Below are 17,998 nucleotides of genomic sequence, written 5' to 3'. Positions count from 1 at the left end.
TCTTACCCGGAATCTTCCACCATTCGCCACACGGAACAACGGTCCAACCCGAATTCAGCGACCGGTCCAGACCGGATCCCGTTTCTCGGCGAACGCACGGGGTCCTTCGCTCGCGTCCACACTGGTCCGTCGCCGTTCTTCCCACGGGTACGAGGTTTTGAACGCCTCTTCGAGCGGGAGGTCGAGCGAGCGCAGCGCGGCCTCCTTGATCGCGCGGACCGAAAGCGGGGCCGCGCGCACCAGATCGTCCGTCCATTCGGCGACGCGCCGGTCCAATTCCGCGAACGGCACGACTTCGTTGACCAGTCCGTGGTGAAGTGCCGTCGCCGCGTCCATTCGGCGCCCGGTCAGCAGATATCCCATCGCCACCTTCAGCGGAAGCTGCCTCGGCAACCGGAACACCCCGCCCGCCCCGGCGATCAGGCCGAGGCGGACCTCCGGCAACGCGAAGACCGCCTCGTCGGAGGCGACGACGATGTCGCACGCGAGCGCCAGTTCGAAACCGCCGCCCAGCGCGTAGCCGTGCACCCGGCCGACCACCGGTTTGGACAGGGTGAACCGGTCGGTCAGCCGGGGATGGCCCGGCTGACCGCTGCTGCCGAACGTCGACGCCTCCACACCCTCCTCGGTCAGCCGCGCGCGTTCCTTGAGGTCCTGCCCGACCGAGAACGCGCGATCCCCCGCGCCGGTCAGGACCACCACCCGGACGTCGTCGTCGGCTTCGACGTCGTCCCAGATCCCGGCGAGTTCCGCGTGCATCCGCCGGTTCATCGCGTTCAGCGCTTCGGGCCGGTCCATCGTCACGTACGCGACGTGGTCCTTCTTCTCGTACCGCACCGGTCCTTCGCTCATCGCGAGCCCACCGCGAAACCGTCCACCTTGCCGATCACGTCCGCGCCGTAGATGCGCAAAGCCTGCTGCAGCGCGAATTCCGCGATGTACCGGCGGAATTCTTCCGGTGGTTCCTCGGCCAGGTTCAGCATGCGCCGGTTGGCGACCACGGCTTCCCCGTCGAGCCGGACGAGCGCGCCGTCGATCGCCGCGTCCAGCTCCTCCGGCGCGACGACCTCGTCGACGATCGACCGCGCGTCCGGCTCGTCCGCTCGCAGCTTGCGGCCACCGAGGATCACCTGCCGGGCCACGCGGGGCCCGGCGATCCGTGAAAGCCGGAAGTTCGAGACCCCGGGGATGATCCCCTCCTTCGCCGCCGGAAGGCTGAGATACGCGTCGGACGCCGCCAGCACGTGGTCGAAAACCAGCAGCAGCTGGGTCCCGCCGCCGATGGCGAAGGAATCGACGGCCGCCATCCACGGCTTGTCGGTGAACCTGGAATGCCAGGAATCGTCCGTCAGCAGACCCCGGAAGATCTTCTGGATATAGCCCGTTTCCCGCCGAAGCAGGAAATCCACGAGCGGGATCTCGCCGGCGCTGAGCTTCTTGAGGTTGATCCCCGCGCAGAACACGCGGCGCCCCAGATAGCGGGGATGGCTCATCACCCCGCCCCGCACCAGTCCCATCCGGACGGACGGATCGAGCAGCGTCAGATCGACCGCCGTCTCCATGTCGTCGACCTGCTGGGCGTCCTCGGCGTTCAGGCAGTCGTCGCGGCACAGGGTCAGGTGCGCGACGCCGTCGCGGCGTTCCAGCCGGACGGCCTCCATCTCCACCACACCGGTCTCGAGGAATTCGGGCAGCAGCCGCTGTGCCCTGGCGGTGGGCCGGAGCATGGCGTCGAGCAGATGAGGACCGGCCTTCGGCGCGCGCAGGATCCCGCGCAGGAAGATGCCCTGGTCGATCTCGCGCCCTTCCTTCTCGGCCTGTGGACGCGACCGCTCGGCCGCCATCTGCTGCTCCGACGGCACCAGACCGGGGAAGGCGAGCGCGGCGGCGCGGACGAGTTCGTCGAGGCGCAGATACCGCGTCCGGCCGTCGGTCAGCTCGGCGTAGATCTCTTCGGCGTGCGCCTCGACGAAGGCGGTGCGCGCCGCCCGGATCTCGTCGTCGACCCGGTGGGCCTCGCCCGCCAGGGCCCGGAGATCGAGCCCTGGCGCGCTGTCCGTCGTCACGACTTGGCTTCCCGCCGCAGGGCCCGGTCCGCCGCGGCCAAATGGGAACCGAGTGCCTCCTCGAAGGCGGTCGAGCCCGCCTCGAAGATCAGCTGGCGCCGGATCGCCAGCTCGGCGCCATCCACCACGGACTCCACTGTGGGCAGGACCGCGGCCGGGTCGGCGGACACCTCGTCGATCAGGTCGAGGGCGAGCGCCCGGTCCGTCCCGATCGGGGTGCCGAGCAGCACCGCCCGCCGGATGCCCGCCGCGCCGGCCTGTTTGGTGAGCCGGTACACGGTCATCCCCGGCCAGGTGCCGCCACCCGCCAAGGCGAGCCGCAACGTGGTACCCGGCTCGGCGATCCGGACGTCGGCGGCGAGCAGGAGATCCAGTGCCATCCCGGCGCATTCACCCGACGCCACCACGGCCGTGAGCCTGCCGAGGCGTTCGAACCGGCGCACGGCCCGCTCCCATTTGGACACCAGGCCGACCGCGAGTCCCTTCGCCCAGCCGTCCGGCGGGGCACCCGTGACGTGGATGGTCACCGGCCCCGGCTCACGCTGGTCCTCGGCACGATCGCAGAGCGCCGCGATCTCCTCGACGGCCGCGGCGGACAGCGGACGGGAGCCGTCGAAACGCAGCACCAGGTCGCCATTGTTCTCGTTACGCGTCACCATTGAATAAGCGCCATTTCGATTGTGGAGCCAGGCCCCATGGTCATGAGCACGCCGTAGTCCCCCGGGCGGGCGACGTCTTCGTCGGCGAGCCGCTCGTAGGAGAAGAGGAAGGAGCCGCTGGAGAGGTTCCCGTAGTCGCGGAGAACCCCGGTGGTGTGGCGGACGTCGTACCGGCTCAGGCCGAGGTTGACGACGACCGCGTCGATCACCTTCTTCCCGCCGGAATGCACCAGCCAGTGGCCGATGTCGCTGCGGCGCAGACCCGTCCCGGACAGGAGCCGGTCGATGACGATTTCGGCGTGCGCCCCGACCACGTAGGGAATCTGCGGGTCGAGGAAGAAACTGAACCGGTCCTGGTCACGGTCCCAGTCGTAGCGCATCGCGTCGACCGCGTCGGTGATGATGTAGCTGGCGAATTTCAGGACGCGCGGACCCGGCACGCGCCCGTCTCCGGAAACGAGCGCGAGCGCCGCGGATCCGTCGCCGAAAAGACTGTTGACCACCGCGGTCCGCATCGTGCCGTCCAGGGCGTAGGCGGCGGAGCACGCCTCGCTGCACAGGACGACGCCGAGTTCGCCAGGGTGCGCCGCGGACCAGCCCGCGACCACGTTGAGCGCGTTGAGACCGGCGTTGCAGCCCATGCCCACGATGTCCGACCGGCTGCAGTGCGGGTCGATGCCCAGCTCGCGGATGATCAGCGCGCTGAGGCCGGGGGTGAGGAATCCGGTCGAGGTGACACAGCACAGGTGACGCAGATCGGAAAGCGTCGCCCCCGCCGACTTCAGGCAGGCTTCGAGCGCACGGCAACCCATGTCGACGGCGATCTTCTTGTGCTTGTCGAGCAGATCGCCCTGCGGTTCGGCCGCGCGGGCGCCGCCGCGCTCTTCCGGCGGCAGGGTGAGGAAACGCCGCTCGATGGCGCTGTTCAGGAAGACCGAGCGGATCTTCGGGTCTTCGATGCCGAGGATTTCGAGAAGTTCGGTCTGCGAGTAGGACGCCGAGGAGACCGCGGTCCCCACGCCGGCGAACCGGGTGATCTCGGTGAGTCCGGTGAGGACGGAAAGGTCTTCGGCCGGTTCGATGATGGTAGTCATCGGTACATCCACCCCCATGTTCTGAGCTTGCTCCGAAGCAGCTGCTTGACCTGCGCAGCGGGCATTGGTCTCACCTTTCGCGGATCTCAGTGGACAATTCCGAAATTAGGCTTCGCGGATCTCGATGGTCAACGCGTCCAAGCCCTTTTCGCGCCGGAAACCGTTACCGGCTCACGATTCGGGACCGGGTGGCACGTGTCGCGAAAGCCACTTTCGGGACTTCTGGTGTCCCGAAAGTGGCTTTCGCGACATGGGGCGACTGTCTCAAGTGGACCAGCCGCGCGTCACGGGCGGCGGTAGATCGTCATGGAGTGCCCCACCCGCTCCACCGGCGTGCTCCCGGCGATCAGCGCGCCCAGATCGCCGGTGACACCGCCGGTCTGCCCGCCCCCGCCGGTGCCGCCACCGCCCATCGGATCGGAGAAGGCCCCCAGGACCGCGGAATCCGACACGGCGAGTACCCCGTGCACCTGGTCCGCGGGCACCGTGAGCGGATCGGCGGCGTCGATGCCGTAGTGGGACGGCAGACCACTCCCCTGGTAGACGAGCCAGGTGCGTTCACCCGCGTAGTCCTTCTTCAGGCGGTCCGCCAGGCGGCCCAGGTCCTGTCCCCAGTCGACGTTCGAATCCAGCAGGTACCGGTGGGTGTTCTCCGGCCCGCCGAACGCCTCGTTGGAATACGGGAGGTAGTACGGGAACGTCATCAGCGAACTGACCGCGGCGAAGGCCACGACGGTCACCGCGGCCACCTTCACCCACCGTCTCCGGACGACGAGCACCGCGGCCGCCGCGACGGCCAGGAACATCGGCGCGAAGGCCAGGTACCGCACGCCGTTGTCGCGGACGATGACCATGGCCGTGGCCATCAGCAGGGCGGTCGGGAGGAGCACGTATGGCGCGGCCGGGCGCAATCGCCGCACCGACAGCAGCACGGCGGCGCCCGCCAGCCAGATCGCCATCGCGCCCAGCGGCGTCTTCACCAGCAGCGCGGCCGGGCCGTAGTACCACAGCGATCCCGTGTAGTGCCTGCCGAACAGGAAGTTGTGCCACACGTGGTCTTCGAGTTCGAACTGGAACCGCATCCCGTCCTTCAACGGCTGCGGGAACGGCAGCCACTCGACGAGGGTGCGCATTCCGTGCAGCGGTTGCATTCCCGACGGCGTCTCCCAGCGCAGCCGCGGATCCACCACGAGGTAGGAGGCCCACACGACGGCGATCGCGATCAGCGCCATCCCGGCGGCCGCCAGCACACCACGCCCGATCAGCAGCGCCGGGGACTTCAGGTCGAGACCGCGGGCGCGGCGGGCGTGCCAGACGGACAGCACGGCCAGCGGGATCAGCACCGGGACCGCCACCAGGGAAAGCACTTTCGTGGCCGTGGCCGCGCCGAGGGCGAGCCCGGCGAGCGGCAGGTAGAGACCGGGGCGGCGCCGGGCACGCCACACCAGCCAGACCGACGTCAGCAGGAACCCGGCCACCGGCACGTCGAGCGTCGCCAGCGAGCCGTGCGCGATGACGTCTGGCGAGAAGGTGAACAGGGTGAGCGCCAGCAGCCCGCCCGCGCGGCCGGCCAGATCGGACGCGAACGCGAAGACGACCAGCCCGAACAACAGCGTCAGCAGGATCACCGGCAGCCGCGCGAACAGCATCAGCCGTTCCGGATCGTTGCCCGCCTCGTAGACGACGTGCTTGCCGAGTTCCCACTCGTGGCCGTCGAAGCCGGGGCCGACCTTCGGGTCGGTGAGGGCCACCCCGGTCGCGATGATGATCTTGCCCAGCGGTGGATGTTCGGGGTTGTACCGCAGGCTGTGCTCTTCGAGGTAGACCACCGCGGTACCGACGTAGACCGGCTCGTCGATGGTCGGGGACTGTTCCACGGCGGTCGTGATCATCGCGAACGCCATCTGGGTGAGCAGGGCGAGCACGGCGCCCGCGAGCAGCCACCGCTGGTGCCGCCGCACCCAGGCGATCCACTTCGAAGTGTCCATTGACGGCTGAAGGCCATCGGTCGTCAAGTTCGGCGTCCTTCCCCCGGCGGGCCGGTGCGCCCGGCCCGCCCTGGATAACGATTACCCGGCCGGGCGCCCGCGCCTTCGAGGGCCATCACGGTCGGCGCCGCCGTTCGGGCGGCGCCGAGTCGGGTCCGTGATGGCCCTCGTCGGCCGGGCGTGGATGAAGAGAAAGTCAGACGGAGAGCGGAAGAACGGACAGCCGCCGTTCGATCTCCTGGCAGGCGTCGTAGTCGGGGAGCATCCCCTGCTCCTCCGCCTCGCCGAGGGTGAGGGCCGCAGTGTCCCGTTCGGACAGGATCGGCACGACGTCGGTGTCGATCGGCAGGCCCAGCGCGGGGTCCAGCGGCGAAAGGGCGAGCTCGTTCTCCGCCACGTAGGGCGAGGAGATCATGTACGACATGACGGTGTCGTCTTCGAGCGCCACGAAGGCATGGCCGACGCCGACCGGGAAGTACATGGTCCGGAAGTCCTCCTGGTCCATCAGGACCGCGTCCCATTTGCCGAACGTCGGCGAGCCGACCCGGATGTCGACCACGATGTCCAGTGCCTTGCCGCGGGGGCAGTAGACGTACTTCGCGGTGCCCGGCGGGGTCACGGTGTAGTGGATACCCCGCACCACACCGCGTTTCGACCGGCTGTGGTTCGTCTGTGCCACCGGGAAGAGCGGGCCGCCGTGGGCCTCGATGAACGCCTCTTCCTGGTACGGCGAAACGAACAGGCCCCGGTCGTCGGGGAAGACGCGCGGGGTGAACTCGAGCGCGCCTTCGACGGCGAGTTTGCGTGCTTGCACGGTTTTGCTCCTGTGGTCAGAGGGTGGACAGCACTTCGCGGACCGCGTGGACGACCTTGTCCTGCAGGTCGGGCGAGAGCGCGGGGTACATCGGCAGCGAGAAGATCTCGCCCGCCAGCTTCTCGGTGACCGGGAGCGAACCCTTCTCGTAACCGAGGTGGGCGAACCCGGTCATGGTGTGCACCGGCCACGGGTAGCTGATGTTCAGGTGGATGTCGTACGCCTTGAGGCGTTCGAGGATCTCGTCGCGGCGCGGGTGCCGCACGACGTACACGTAGTACACGTGCTCGTTGCCGGGGACGGTCTTCGGCAGCTTCAGCTCGGTGTCGCCGAGGGCGTCGACATAGCGCTGGGCGACCGTCCGGCGGCCCGCCGTGTAGGCGTCGAGCCGCTTGAGCTTGCGCCGCAGGATCTCGGCCTGGACCTCGTCCAACCGGCTGTTGTGGGCAGGCGTCTCGACGGTGTAGTAGCGCTCCTCCATGCCGTAGTACCGCAGACGGCGCAGTTTCGCGGCCACGTTCTCGTCGGAGGTGATGGCCGCGCCGCCGTCGCCGTACGCGCCGAGCACCTTGGTGGGATAGAAGGAGAACGCGGCGGCGTCGCCGGTCGTGCCCGCGATCGTGCCGTTCTGCCGCGCGCCGTGCGCCTGGGCGCAATCCTCCAAAATGGACAGTCCGTGCTTCGCGGCGAGCGCCTTGAGCGGCGCCATGTCCACGCACTGGCCGTACAGGTGCACGGGCAGCAGGCATTTGGTGCGTTCGGTGATCGCCGCTTCGACCTGGCCGGTGTCCATCAGGAAGTCGTCCTCGCGGACGTCGACGAAGACCGGGGTGGCGCCGGTGCCGTCGATGGCGACGACCGTCGGGGCGGCGGTGTTCGACACCGTGATGACCTCGTCGCCGGGGCCGACGCCCAGCGCCTGGAGGCCGAGCTTGATCGCGTTCGTCCCGTTGTCGAGCCCGACGCAGTGCCCGACGCCGTGGTACGCGGCGAATTCCGATTCGAACCCGCGCAGGCTCGCGCCGAGCACGAGCTGCCCCGAGTTGAACACCGTCTCGACCGCGTCCAGCAGATCGAGCCGTTCGGTCTCGTATTCGGCGAGGTAATCCCATACGCGCGTGGTCATGTGCGAGCCTTTCCGTGAACGGGGGTGGTCAGCGCGGCGACGGTGCGACGCACTCCTTCGGGCAGTGAGATCTCCGGACGCCAGCCGGTGATCGCCCGGAACGGCGTCGAATCGATGGTGACGCTGCGAAGATCCGTCGACGGCGCGTGCGACGGAGGCTCGACGCAGACCACGTCCACCGGATCGCGTCCGGTGTGCGCGGCCATTTCCTTCGCCACGAGCCGGAAGACGTCGGCGAGCTGGTCTCCCCGGCCGGCGCCGAGCAGCCAGTGGCCGCCGACCAGCGCGTCCGGTGCGGCCAGCGCCGCGGTGAAGGCGGCCGCGATGTCCTCGACGTGCACCAGGTCGCGGCGCACGGTGCCGTCACCCCAGATGGTGAGGTCCTGCCCGTCGAGCGCGCGGCGCGCCATGGCGGACACGACGCCGCGGTCGGAGTTCGCGCCCTCGGTCAGGGTCTCGCCGAACACCGTCGGCAGCCGCAGGCTGATCCCGCGCACGCGGCCGTCGGCCGTGGCCTTCTTGAGGACCTGCTCCGCAGCCAGTTTCTGCTGGTCGTACGGGGTGCCCGGCTCGTCGGGCTCACTCCCGTCGATCGGCTCCCGGGGCGGCACCCCGACCTGCGACGCGGCACCGCCGTAGAGCACGAGCGGCTTGCCCTCGACCACGTCGACGAGATCCCGCATCACGCCCAGATTCACGCGTTCGGCCTCTTCGGTCTCGGCGACGCGCCAGCCGCCGTCCGCGAGGAGCAGGTACACGATCGCGTCCGAGCCCGCGACCGCTTCGGCCAGCGCGGCGCGGTCGGTCAGGTCGGCGGTGACGACGGTCGTTTCGGCCAGGCCGTTCGGTGGCGTGAGCTTCCTGCGCGACACCGCTCGCAACCGGATCGGTTGCCGCGCCAGCGCGCGCGTGACGGCCGAGCCGACGAAGCCCGACGCCCCGAGGACGGTGATCTGTTTCATTTCAAGCCCTCTCGTTGCGGCTGTGCCGACGCGGCGTTGATACAGGCGAGCAGGGTGCGGGCTTCGACGTTGACGTAGTGCCCGTGCCGGGTGAGCGCGGTGAGCTGGCCGGGGGTGACCCAGGCGTAGCCCGCCGGGGCCTCGACCGTGTCGTCCGCTTCGATCGCGAGATACCGGGCCCGGACGTTGAGGAAACGGCCGCCCTCTTCGGAATGCATGGCCTCGTACCGGATCCGCGATCGCGGCGCGTCCAGCACGTAGTCGAGGAAGGGCGGACGGCTCTCCGCCGGCAGATGCGCGTAGTTCTGGGGCGTGCACTGGACGGTCGGCGCCAGCTCGACGGTGTCCAGGAACCCGCCGTCGGCGCGGGCGTGCACCAGTACGTGGGGCACGCCGTCGATCTCGCGGACGAGGAACGCGACCACCCCCGTGCCGACCGATTCCAGCAACGGCTGGGTCCAGCTGATCTTCTCGCGGTTGCCGCCCTTCACGGCGACCGCGAGGACCTTGAAGTACCGGCCGTCCTCGTGCTCGATCGCCTCGACGCCCTGTTTCCAGCCGCAGACGTCCGTGAGCGGGATGCGCCGCGCGCGCACGTCGTGGCGCGAACGCTCGTTCGTGAACCAGGACAGGAGCTGGACGTCGGACAGCAGCGCGCCGGGGGTCTCGTCGTGGTACGGCAGACAGGACAGCACGCTCCTGGCGTTCATGTTGATCGTCTCGTCCTCGTGCATCAGCTCCGCGATCTGGCCGAGGGTGAGCCAGCAGAAATCGTCCCACATCGGCACGTCGTCGACGGTCTCGACGATCATGTTGCGATTGGACTTGCGGAAGAACCACGAGCCCTGCTCGGCCTGGAGGACGTCGACGATGATCCGCTCCGGATCGGGCGGGGCGAAGTACTCGATCAGCTTGACGTTCGTGCCGCCGTGCGCCTTGGTGTAGTTGCTGCGGGTCGCCTGCACGGTCGGCGAGAGCTGCACGAGGTTGGGGTTCCCCGGCTCCATCTTGGCCTGCATGAGGAAATGCAGGACACCGCCGAACTCCTTGGCCAGGATGCCGAGAATGCCCACCTCGGGCTGTTTGATGACCGGCTGCCGCCACTCGCGGTACGGGCCGTCGCCGTGGGGGCCGTCGGCCTCGACCACGTGCAGGCCCTCGATCGCGAAGAACCGCCCGCTGCTGTGCACGAGATTCCCGGTCACGTCCTCGAACCGCCACTGGTCGAGCTCGGCGAACGGGATGCGCTCGACGTGGAAGACGTTCGCCTCACGGCGTTCGTCGATCCACGAGCGGACGTCCTTCGTCGCCATGTGGACGCCGCCGGTCGTCGAGGCCGAGAGGGCGATGCGGTCGGCGTGGTCGCGGTCGTCGCGAGGGCGCACCGTCACGGGTGCGAGAAGGGGCAGCATCAGGGACTCACCTTTCGCGTGGGTCGGGTGGGTCGTGAGTGGCGTTTCGGGTTAGAACCCGAAACGCCACTCACGACCCGCTGTACCGAGTGCTCAGCCGCCGGATCGCGCGCACCGAATCGCAGCCCGCCAGGCCCATCGCGTTCCGGAGTTCGACGGCGAGCAGGTCGAGCACCTGCCGGGCGCCCTCCTGGCCGTCCGCGGCGAGCCCCCACATGACCGGCCGTCCGACCAGCACACCGGACGCGCCGAGGGCGATCGCCTTGAGTACGTCCCCGCCGGTCCGGATCCCGCCGTCCAGCAACACTTCGCAGCCGCCGGAGACCGCGTCCGCGATCTCGCCCAGCATCGTGATCCCCGGTACGGCGCCGTCCAACTGACGGCCTCCGTGGTTGGACACCACGATCCCGGCGGCTCCCGCGTCGACGGCCCGCACGGCGTCCTCGACCGCGAGGATCCCCTTGAGCACCACCGGAAGGTCCGTGTGCGCACGGACGGCCTCGATGGATTCCCAAGTGGCCGGGGCGAATTCGCGCGCGGTGTGGTCGGCGACGGCCGAAAGCCCTTCGGTACGGCGATGCGCGGCCGCACCGGCGTCGAAGTTGGCCGCCGTCACCGATTCCGGCAACGCGAAACCGTTCCGCATGTCCCGCAGCCGCCGTCCCATCCACGGGACGTCGACGGTGAACACGATCGCCTCGCAGCCCGCGTCCTCCGCGCGGTGCACGAGCTCCAGCGACCGCTTTTCGTCGCGCAGCCAGTAAAGCTGGAACCACGACCGTCCACCGACGGCCGCGACCTCCTCCAGCGGGACACTGCTGAGCGTGCAGATGGTGTACGGCACGCCGGCGTCCCGCGCCGCACGGGCCGCCGCGAGCTCACCCTCGGGATGGAACAACCGCTGGTACGCAACCGGCGCGACCGCCACGGGAAGCGCGGCACGCCGGCCGAGGACATCGGCCTCGGTGGTGCCGCCGGAGAGTTCGCGCAGCATCCGGGGGATCACGAAGATCCGCTCCAGCGCGGTGCGATTGGCCTCCAGCGAGGACTCGGCCCCGCTGCCCCCGGCGAGAAAATCCCAGATCTCGCCGGGGAGGGCCGCCCGCGCGGCACGTTCGAGGTCGTCCAGGCAGAGGGGGGTCATCGCTGGGCGGGGCCCAGCTTGCTCTGGCCGGTGCGCTCCAGCTCCACGGCTTCGTACAGGGCCTTGATGTTGGAGCTGCCGAAAGTGCCCGCACCCTGGCGCTCGATGATCTCGAAGAAGATCGTCTTGCGCGGGTGGGTCGAGGCGGTGAAGATCTGGAACAGCTGGCCGCCGTGGTCCTCGTCGGCGAGCAGCTTCGTCTCGCGCAGGTCGTCCAGCGAGTGCGTCTCCAGCTCGATCCGCTCGCCGAGCAGGTCGTAATAGGTGTCCGGGGTCTTCAGGAATTCCACGCCCCGCGCGGAAAGCTCCTTGACCGCGCGGACCGCGTCCGGGCTGGTGAACGCGATGTGCTGGACGCCGGAGCCGTGGTGCTCCTTGATGAAGTCGTCGATCTGACCGGGGTCGGCGGTCTTGTCGGGCTCGATCAGGGTGAGGGTGACCGCACCCGACGTGCTCTGCACGACGGTGGAGTTCATCGCCTGGGCACCGACCACGATGTGCTCTTCGAAGATCTGCTTGAACCCGAGGGCGCGCTCGTAGAACGCCACCGTGGACGCGAGGTCGCCGGCGTTCAGGCAGACCGCGAAGTGGTCGATCTCGTTCAGGTCCACGCCACCCTTGCCGCGGAAGGCTTCCGGCGCTTCCCCGGTGCCGTCGCTCTGGATCAGGGTGTGCACGACATCGCCGAAACCGCTGACGGTGGCCGTGACCGAGTCCGCGCGCTTCTCCGGCTCGCGGATGGGCTGCGCGCCTGCCTTCACCGCGGTCTCGAAGGCGGCGGCCACGTCGGGGGTGCGCAGCGCGATGTCCGCCACGCCCTCGCCGTGGGTCTGCAGGTAGGTCGCGCCCGGGTGCCGGTCGGTCAGCGGCTCGGTGAGGACCAGCGCGATCCCGGCGTGCCGCAGCGTCACGCTCCGGTGGTCCTCCGACCGGTCCGTGGCCGCGACGGAGAAGTCGTACCTGTCCATCCATCCGGACGCGGCGGCCTCGAGGTCGGCCACGTACATCTCCACATGGTCGATCTCGAAATTCTGCGTGTTTTCGTGAGCAGACAAGACATTCCTCCGTGGAATAGATGTGATCCTCATGGCAAGAATGGCGCGAAGCCGACTACGCATCAATGCTGTCCGCTTGACACATGGTCCTAATAGGACGGTCAGCGGCCCGTGAACCGCACCGGGAGCTCCCGGTACCCCTGCACGACGACCGCCCGCAACCAGGACGGCTCCTTCGTGAGCTCCACTCGCGACACTCGTGCGGCCACTTCCCGCAGCACGACCGCCAGCTCGATCCGCGCGAGCGCGGACCCGAGGCAGTGGTGCATACCGTGGCCGAAAGCGATGTGCCGATTGGGTTTCCGCCCGGGGCGGAACGTGTCGGGATCCTCGAACACGGCGGGATCCCGGTTCGCCGCGGGCAACCACGCGACCACCGGCGTCCCCGGCTCCAGGTCGCGGCCGTTGAGGGTGACCTCCCCGGTCGTCACCCGCAGGACGTGCATCGCGGGCGACGTCCAGCGCAGCACCTCGTCCACGACGGTGTCGACGTCCACGTCGCCGTCCCGCACCTGCGCCAGAAGCCCCGGCACGGTGGCGAAAGCGTGCACCGCGCCGGTGATCGCGTGGCGCGTCGTCTCGTTGCCGCCGATCAACACGTTGTCGCAGTTGAGCAACACGTCGTCGATCGACAGCTCGTCGTCGGAAAGCAAAGTGCTGACGAGGTCGTCGCCAGGGCTCTCCCGGCGCGCGGTGATCAGTTCGTCGAAATAGACGAGGATCTCGGTATGCGCCTGACGCGGCGTCATCCCGTCGAACAGCTCGTCCTCGCCGCCGAACGCGTGATTGGTCAGGTCGATGAGCATGTCCTGGTCTTCGGCGGGCACGCCGAGGATTTCGCAGACGACGGCGGCGGGGATCCGCGGGCCGATCGCCGCGGCGACGTCGCACACGTCGCCGTCGAGCACCCGGTCCAGGACGGCGGACACCTCCGCCCGCACCCGCTCCGAGAGCTTGCGCGCCGCCGCCCTCGAAAGCAGCGGCCCGACCAGCTTGCGCAGTTTCCGGTGCTGGTCCTGTTCGGAGACCACCATCATCTGGCCGCCCGAGTTGTCGGGATGCTCGCGGTCGAAGCCGATCATCATCCCGTATTCGGAGGTGAACGGGGCCGACGGCCCGAGCACCGCGGCGCACGCCCGATGAGAGAACACGGACCAGAACCCGCCGGGCGAGCTGCCCGGCTCGCTCCACACCATCGCGTCTTCCGCCGCGTACTCGCGCCACCGGCCGTGCCGGTCCAAAGTCGTGTAGAGGTCGGGATTTCCGAGGTCGACGGCTGTCGTCGTCTGCATGACTGGTCTCCAGGTCAGGTGTGGGCGCCGTCGAGCACCTTGGCCAGCCGGGCCACCGTCGGCGCGTCGAAGAACGCCTGCACCCTCAGCCGGATCTTCAGGCGTTCCCGGATCCGGCTCACGAGCCGGGTGGCGAGCAGCGAATGGCCGCCGATCTCGAAGAAGCTGTCGTCCACGCCGACGCTGCTGACGCCGAGCACCTCGGCGAACAGCTCGACCAGGATGATCTCCGTCGGAGTGAGCGGTTCCCGGCCCGCCGCGGCGCGCCCGGCGTGCTCCTCTTCGGGCGTGGGCAGGGCGACCCGGTCGATCTTGCCGTTGGGCGAGACCGGCAGGCTGGGCAACCCGACGATCACGTCGGGCACGAGATATCCGGGCAGCTGCGCGCGAAGCGGCGTCAGGATGCGTTCGGCGGGGACGCGCTCGCCGCCGGTGCCGACCACGTAGGCGACGAGCCGGTTCTCGTGCTCGGTCACCACGGCCTGGGCCACCCCGTCGACCGCCAGCAGCGCGGCCTCGACCTCGCCCGGTTCGATCCGGTGGCCGCGCACCTTCAGCTGGTCGTCCACCCGGCCGACGAAGACGTACTGGCCGTCCGCGCGCGTGCGGACCCGGTCCCCGGTGCGGTACATGCGGCCGCCCGGGGTGCCGAAGGGATCCGGCAGGAACCGTTCCGCGGTCGCGGCCGCCCTCCGGAGATAACCACGGGCCAGGCCGGGCCCCACCGTGTACAGCTCGCCGACGTCCCCGTCCTCGACCGGCCGCAGCCTGTCGTCTAGGACATAGGTGCGGACACCGGTGATCGGCCTGCCGATCGGCGGCGTCTCCTCACCGGTCAGCGGCTCGCTCGCGGTGACCGCGACCGTGGTCTCGGTCGGGCCGTAGGCGTTGATCATCACGCGGTCCACCGCCCAGCGCTTCGCGACCGGGGCCGGGCACGCCTCACCGGCGACCAGCAGCGTCAGCCCGGTGGGCAGGCCGCCCGACTCCTCCAGCGGCGCCAGCGCCGACGGTGGCAACGTGACATGCGTGATGCGCTGTTCGCGCACGAGGCGGGAAAGCGGCTCGCCGGGGACCAGATCCGGCGCGGAGGCCAGCACCAGGCAGCCACCCGCCTGCCAGATCGGCCAGAACTCGGCGACGGCGGCGTCGAAACTCGGCGAGGCGAAGGCCAGCAACCTGCTGTCCGGCCCCAGTTCCTGGCGGCGCACGTAGTCGTCGGCCAGGTTCGGGATGCCGCGGTGCGTGACCAGCACGCCCTTCGGCCGTCCCGTCGAGCCTGAGGTGTAGATGACGTACGCCGGGTGGTCGGGACGCAGGGGGCTGATGCGCTCCTCGTCGTCCAGGTTCGGCTCGGACAGCCCGGGTTCCCGTTCCACGCTCAGGACGACGGGGGCGCCGTCCACGTCCTGCCCCGGCAGGCACAGCAGGCAGTGCGCCGCCGCGTCGTCCAGCATCTGCCGCTTGCGTTCCTCCGGATAGTCCGGGTCGACCGGGACATACGCGGCGCCTGCCTTGTGCACGGCCAGGATCGCGATGACGAACTCGATCGACCTCGGCATCGCCAGCGCGACGAGCCGCTCCGGGCCGACGCCGTGCGCGACGAGCCGCCGGGCGAGCCGGTTGGCCTCGCCGTTCAGCTCGGCGTAGGTGAGGGTGGTGGTGTCCATCGCCACCGCCTGCCGATCCGGCAGGACGGCCGCGGTCGCCTCGAACAGATCGGGTGTCGTGGCCGCCGAAAGGACGGTCATACGGTCTCTCCCAGTGTCTCGCGCGATCCGGCGCGGAGGAACCGGATCAGCTCGCGGTTCACCGCTTCCGGGTTCTCCAGGTAACCGAAATGCCCGCACTCGGGGATCGTGCGGTAGGTCGCGCCGGGGATCGCGGAGGCCAGCTCCAGTCCGCCGGCGGGTGGCGCCACGAGGTCGTGCTCGAACGAGATGACGTGACAGGGCACCTTGATCGCCTGGTAGGCGCCCAGCCGGTCCGGCAGCGCGCTCACCAGCAGCTGCGCCCGGACGCCGGGCCCCCACGCACTCGACGCCGCGAACAGGTCGAGCCAGTCGGCCGCGGCGTCGTCGTCGGCGAGTGTCGCGGGCCCCAGGTTGTGCATGGCACGGACGGCGGCGAGGAAACCGGGCGGCAGCTCGATCCCCTGCTCGATCAGCTGCGCCTCGCCCTCGGCGAGCTCCCGCTGGACGACACTGCTCTTGCCGCAGGCCGCCATCAGCACGACCGAATCCAGCAGTTCCGGTTGGGCGAGCGCGAGTTCCTGCGCGATGTACGAACCCATCGAGGTGCCGACCACCCGGCAGGGCACCGCGTCCAGGTACTCGATCAGGGATGCCACGTCGTCGACGAGATCCGCGATCGTGAACCCGCCCGCGCCGTCGTCGCTCGGCGGGATCCCGCGGTTGTCCATGGTGATCACCCGGAAACCGGCGGCGCGGAGCGCGGGTACCTGATGGAGGTCCCACACCGAACTCGGCGCACCGGTGCCGGTCAGCAGAAGAACGGGCGGGCCGTCACCACAGTCGTTGTAGGACAACCGGATCCCGTTCTCGGTTGTCATCAGCATGATGTTCCTCCGGGAAAATGGCCGCTGCGCCGGGATTCGATGGTGCGGCGCGGATCCGACCGTACCTTCGGGGATCGAGTGTCCGGACCATTCGACGATGGACATTATCGCCGAAATGGCGTCCACGGCCCGTTCTTGACACCTCAACGGCGTATGGAAATCCTAGTATTCATGGATTCAAACGGTCTGTCCACTCACTGGAACGTGGAAACACTGCATGGATCGCTCACCGATCCGGCCATCTCGTCGATGAATCTGCTCAACGAACTGATCGACGAATACCCTGTGGCCATTTCCATGGCGGCAGGCCGGCCGTACGAAGAGTTCTTCGACATCCGGCTCATCCACGAGTACATCGACGCCTATTGCGCGCATCTGCGCGAAGATCGAAAACTGGACGAGGCGGGGGTGACCCGCACGCTCTTCCAATACGGCACCACCAAGGGCGTCATCGCCGACCTCATCGCGAAGAACATCGCCGAAGACGAGAACATCGACGCCGCCCCGGAATCCGTCGTCGTCACCGTCGGCGCCCAGGAAGCCATGTTCCTGCTCCTGCGCACCCTCCGCGCGGGCGACCGCGACGTCCTGCTCGCGCCCGCCCCCACCTACGTCGGGCTGACCGGGGCCGCGCTGCTCACCGACACCCCCGTGTGGCCGGTGCGCTCGACCGAAAACGGGATCGACCCCGACGACCTCGTCCTCCAGCTGAAGCGGGCCGACGAGCAGGGCAAGCGGGTGCGGGCCTGCTACGTGACCCCCAACTTCGCCAACCCCACCGGCACCAGCATGGATCTGCCCTCGCGGCACCGGCTCCTCGACGTCGCCGAGCAGAACGGGATCCTGCTCCTGGAAGACAACGCGTACGGACTGTTCGGCTCCGAGCGCCTGCCCTCGCTGAAATCCCTCGACCGATCGAACTCCGTGGTCTACATCGGCTCCTTCGCCAAGACCGGCATGCCCGGCGCCCGCGTCGGCTTCGCCGTCGCCGATCAGCGGATGGCCGACGGCGGCCTGTACGCCGACCAGCTTTCGAAGCTCAAGGGCATGCTCACGGTGAACACGTCCCCCATCGCCCAAGCCGTGATCGCCGGGAAACTCCTGCTCAACGACTACAGCCTCACCAAGGCCAACGCGCGGGAAATCGCCATCTACCAGCGCAACCTGCGACTCACGCTCAGCGAACTCGACCGGCGGCTCGGCTCGTGCGCCGGCGTCAGCTGGAACACCCCCACCGGCGGATTCTTCGTCACCGTCACCGTCCCGTTCGTCGTCGACGACGAACTGCTGGAAATCGCCGCGCGCGACCACGGTGTGCTGTTCACGCCGATGCACCACTTCTTCGGCGGCAAAGGCGGATACCACCAGCTGCGGCTGTCGATCAGCCTGCTCACTCCGGAACTGATCGAGGAAGGCGTCGCGCGGCTCGCGGCGCTCATCACGCCTCGGCTTCCCTGAGGTCGCTCGGGTACAGGAAAGGCCCCCATCCGCGGTTCGGGATGGGGGCCTTTTCGTATTCCGGGACGTTGCGAAAGCCACTTTCGCAACGTTGAAGGTTGCGAAAGTGGCTTTCGCAACCCTCCGGGTCCTGGGTTCGCGAGCCGAAAAGCGCGAAGGTGACTTTGCGTGAGGGGTGTGTGGAAATAGAGACATTGAGTGTCCCTATTTCCACACACCCCGCCACGAGAGGACCAGTCACAAGTACGTGAAGGGGTCCTTCACGTACTTCGCAGCAGATAGAGAACGTCGCGAAAGCCACTTTCGGGACATCAGACGTCCCGAAAGTGGCTTTCGCGACACGGGCCGAG

At 68.9% G+C, this 17,998-nt stretch carries 15 protein-coding genes; 1 reads left to right on the top strand and 14 read right to left on the bottom strand.

Features of this window, described 5'->3' with window-relative positions:
* Nucleotides 1–54: 54 nt before the first annotated feature.
* From dpgD to ACZ1DY_RS08085, 14 genes are all read right to left on the bottom strand, one after another.
* Entirely contained in the window at nt 55–852 is a 798-nt protein-coding gene (dpgD, locus tag ACZ1DY_RS08150) for an enoyl-CoA-hydratase DpgD (protein WP_465484046.1), read from the bottom strand.
* Nucleotides 849–2,066 (bottom strand): (3,5-dihydroxyphenyl)acetyl-CoA 1,2-dioxygenase DpgC, encoded by a 1,218-nt coding sequence (gene dpgC / locus ACZ1DY_RS08145; RefSeq protein ID WP_465484045.1) that lies wholly within the window; start codon nt 2,064–2,066, stop codon nt 849–851. The genes dpgD and dpgC overlap by 4 nt, the downstream gene beginning before the upstream one ends.
* Complete coding sequence (dpgB, locus tag ACZ1DY_RS08140) at nt 2,063–2,725, bottom strand: enoyl-CoA-hydratase DpgB (RefSeq protein WP_465484044.1); 663 nt, start codon at nt 2,723–2,725, stop codon at nt 2,063–2,065. Before dpgB ends, dpgC begins: the two co-directional genes overlap by 4 nt.
* The gene (gene dpgA, locus ACZ1DY_RS08135) at nt 2,719–3,819 is read right to left on the bottom strand and encodes a 3,5-dihydroxyphenylacetyl-CoA synthase DpgA (RefSeq protein WP_465484043.1); all 1,101 of its coding nucleotides are present in this window, start codon (nt 3,817–3,819) and stop codon (nt 2,719–2,721) included. The genes dpgB and dpgA overlap by 7 nt, the downstream gene beginning before the upstream one ends.
* Nucleotides 3,820–4,103: 284 nt before the next feature.
* Nucleotides 4,104–5,807 (bottom strand): ArnT family glycosyltransferase, encoded by a 1,704-nt coding sequence (locus tag ACZ1DY_RS08130; RefSeq protein ID WP_465484042.1) that lies wholly within the window; start codon nt 5,805–5,807, stop codon nt 4,104–4,106.
* Nucleotides 5,808–6,003: 196 nt separating this feature from the next.
* Entirely contained in the window at nt 6,004–6,621 is a 618-nt protein-coding gene (locus ACZ1DY_RS08125; RefSeq protein ID WP_465484041.1) for a dTDP-4-dehydrorhamnose 3,5-epimerase family protein, read from the bottom strand.
* Between the two features lie 16 nt (nt 6,622–6,637).
* Nucleotides 6,638–7,747 carry a DegT/DnrJ/EryC1/StrS family aminotransferase gene (locus ACZ1DY_RS08120; protein ID WP_465484040.1) on the bottom strand — a complete coding sequence of 370 codons (1,110 nt, stop codon included), beginning with the start codon at nt 7,745–7,747 and terminating at the stop codon, nt 6,638–6,640.
* Nucleotides 7,744–8,709 carry an NAD-dependent epimerase/dehydratase family protein gene (locus tag ACZ1DY_RS08115; protein WP_465484039.1) on the bottom strand — a complete coding sequence of 322 codons (966 nt, stop codon included), beginning with the start codon at nt 8,707–8,709 and terminating at the stop codon, nt 7,744–7,746. Before ACZ1DY_RS08115 ends, ACZ1DY_RS08120 begins: the two co-directional genes overlap by 4 nt.
* Entirely contained in the window at nt 8,706–10,121 is a 1,416-nt protein-coding gene (locus tag ACZ1DY_RS08110; protein WP_465484038.1) for an NDP-hexose 2,3-dehydratase family protein, read from the bottom strand. The genes ACZ1DY_RS08115 and ACZ1DY_RS08110 overlap by 4 nt, the downstream gene beginning before the upstream one ends.
* A 70-nt stretch (nt 10,122–10,191) precedes the next feature.
* Complete coding sequence (locus ACZ1DY_RS08105) at nt 10,192–11,265, bottom strand: alpha-hydroxy acid oxidase (RefSeq protein WP_465484037.1); 1,074 nt, start codon at nt 11,263–11,265, stop codon at nt 10,192–10,194.
* Nucleotides 11,262–12,320: a 4-hydroxyphenylpyruvate dioxygenase gene (gene hppD / locus ACZ1DY_RS08100; protein WP_257488751.1), complete on the bottom strand. Its 1,059-nt coding sequence runs from the start codon at nt 12,318–12,320 to the stop codon at nt 11,262–11,264. Before hppD ends, ACZ1DY_RS08105 begins: the two co-directional genes overlap by 4 nt.
* 101 nt (nt 12,321–12,421) lie before the next feature.
* A complete protein-coding gene (locus ACZ1DY_RS08095; RefSeq protein WP_257488752.1) occupies nt 12,422–13,612 on the bottom strand; it encodes a cytochrome P450 in 1,191 nt (396 codons plus the stop codon).
* 14 nt (nt 13,613–13,626) lie between these two features.
* A complete protein-coding gene (locus tag ACZ1DY_RS08090) occupies nt 13,627–15,363 on the bottom strand; it encodes an amino acid adenylation domain-containing protein (RefSeq protein WP_257488753.1) in 1,737 nt (578 codons plus the stop codon).
* Nucleotides 15,360–16,190 carry an alpha/beta fold hydrolase gene (locus ACZ1DY_RS08085; RefSeq protein WP_465484036.1) on the bottom strand — a complete coding sequence of 277 codons (831 nt, stop codon included), beginning with the start codon at nt 16,188–16,190 and terminating at the stop codon, nt 15,360–15,362. Before ACZ1DY_RS08085 ends, ACZ1DY_RS08090 begins: the two co-directional genes overlap by 4 nt.
* A gap of 171 nt (nt 16,191–16,361) precedes the next feature.
* Between ACZ1DY_RS08085 and ACZ1DY_RS08080 the strand changes: the two genes are divergently transcribed.
* Entirely contained in the window at nt 16,362–17,648 is a 1,287-nt protein-coding gene (locus ACZ1DY_RS08080) for an aminotransferase-like domain-containing protein (RefSeq protein ID WP_465484035.1), read from the top strand.
* Nucleotides 17,649–17,998: the final 350 nt, after the last annotated feature.

Source organism: Amycolatopsis sp. PSD-21, from assembly GCF_055561455.1.
This window is presented reverse-complemented; position numbering and strand designations above follow the sequence as displayed.

Excerpts from the sequence above, each read along its gene's own strand:
- ACZ1DY_RS08080 (WP_465484035.1), top strand. The coding sequence starts at position 16,362 with ATGGATTCAAACGGTCTGTCCACTCACTGGAACGTGGAAACACTGCAT.
- ACZ1DY_RS08130 (WP_465484042.1), bottom strand. The coding sequence starts at position 5,807 with ATGGACACTTCGAAGTGGATCGCCTGGGTGCGGCGGCACCAGCGGTGG.
- ACZ1DY_RS08085 (WP_465484036.1), bottom strand. The coding sequence starts at position 16,190 with ATGCTGATGACAACCGAGAACGGGATCCGGTTGTCCTACAACGACTGT.
- ACZ1DY_RS08105 (WP_465484037.1), bottom strand. The coding sequence starts at position 11,265 with ATGACCCCCCTCTGCCTGGACGACCTCGAACGTGCCGCGCGGGCGGCC.
- ACZ1DY_RS08095 (WP_257488752.1), bottom strand. The coding sequence starts at position 13,612 with ATGCAGACGACGACAGCCGTCGACCTCGGAAATCCCGACCTCTACACG.
- ACZ1DY_RS08115 (WP_465484039.1), bottom strand. The coding sequence starts at position 8,709 with ATGAAACAGATCACCGTCCTCGGGGCGTCGGGCTTCGTCGGCTCGGCC.
- ACZ1DY_RS08110 (WP_465484038.1), bottom strand. The coding sequence starts at position 10,121 with ATGCTGCCCCTTCTCGCACCCGTGACGGTGCGCCCTCGCGACGACCGC.
- dpgA (WP_465484043.1), bottom strand. The coding sequence starts at position 3,819 with ATGACTACCATCATCGAACCGGCCGAAGACCTTTCCGTCCTCACCGGA.
- dpgD (WP_465484046.1), bottom strand. The coding sequence starts at position 852 with ATGAGCGAAGGACCGGTGCGGTACGAGAAGAAGGACCACGTCGCGTAC.
- ACZ1DY_RS08090 (WP_257488753.1), bottom strand. The coding sequence starts at position 15,363 with ATGACCGTCCTTTCGGCGGCCACGACACCCGATCTGTTCGAGGCGACC.
- dpgB (WP_465484044.1), bottom strand. The coding sequence starts at position 2,725 with ATGGTGACGCGTAACGAGAACAATGGCGACCTGGTGCTGCGTTTCGAC.
- ACZ1DY_RS08120 (WP_465484040.1), bottom strand. The coding sequence starts at position 7,747 with ATGACCACGCGCGTATGGGATTACCTCGCCGAATACGAGACCGAACGG.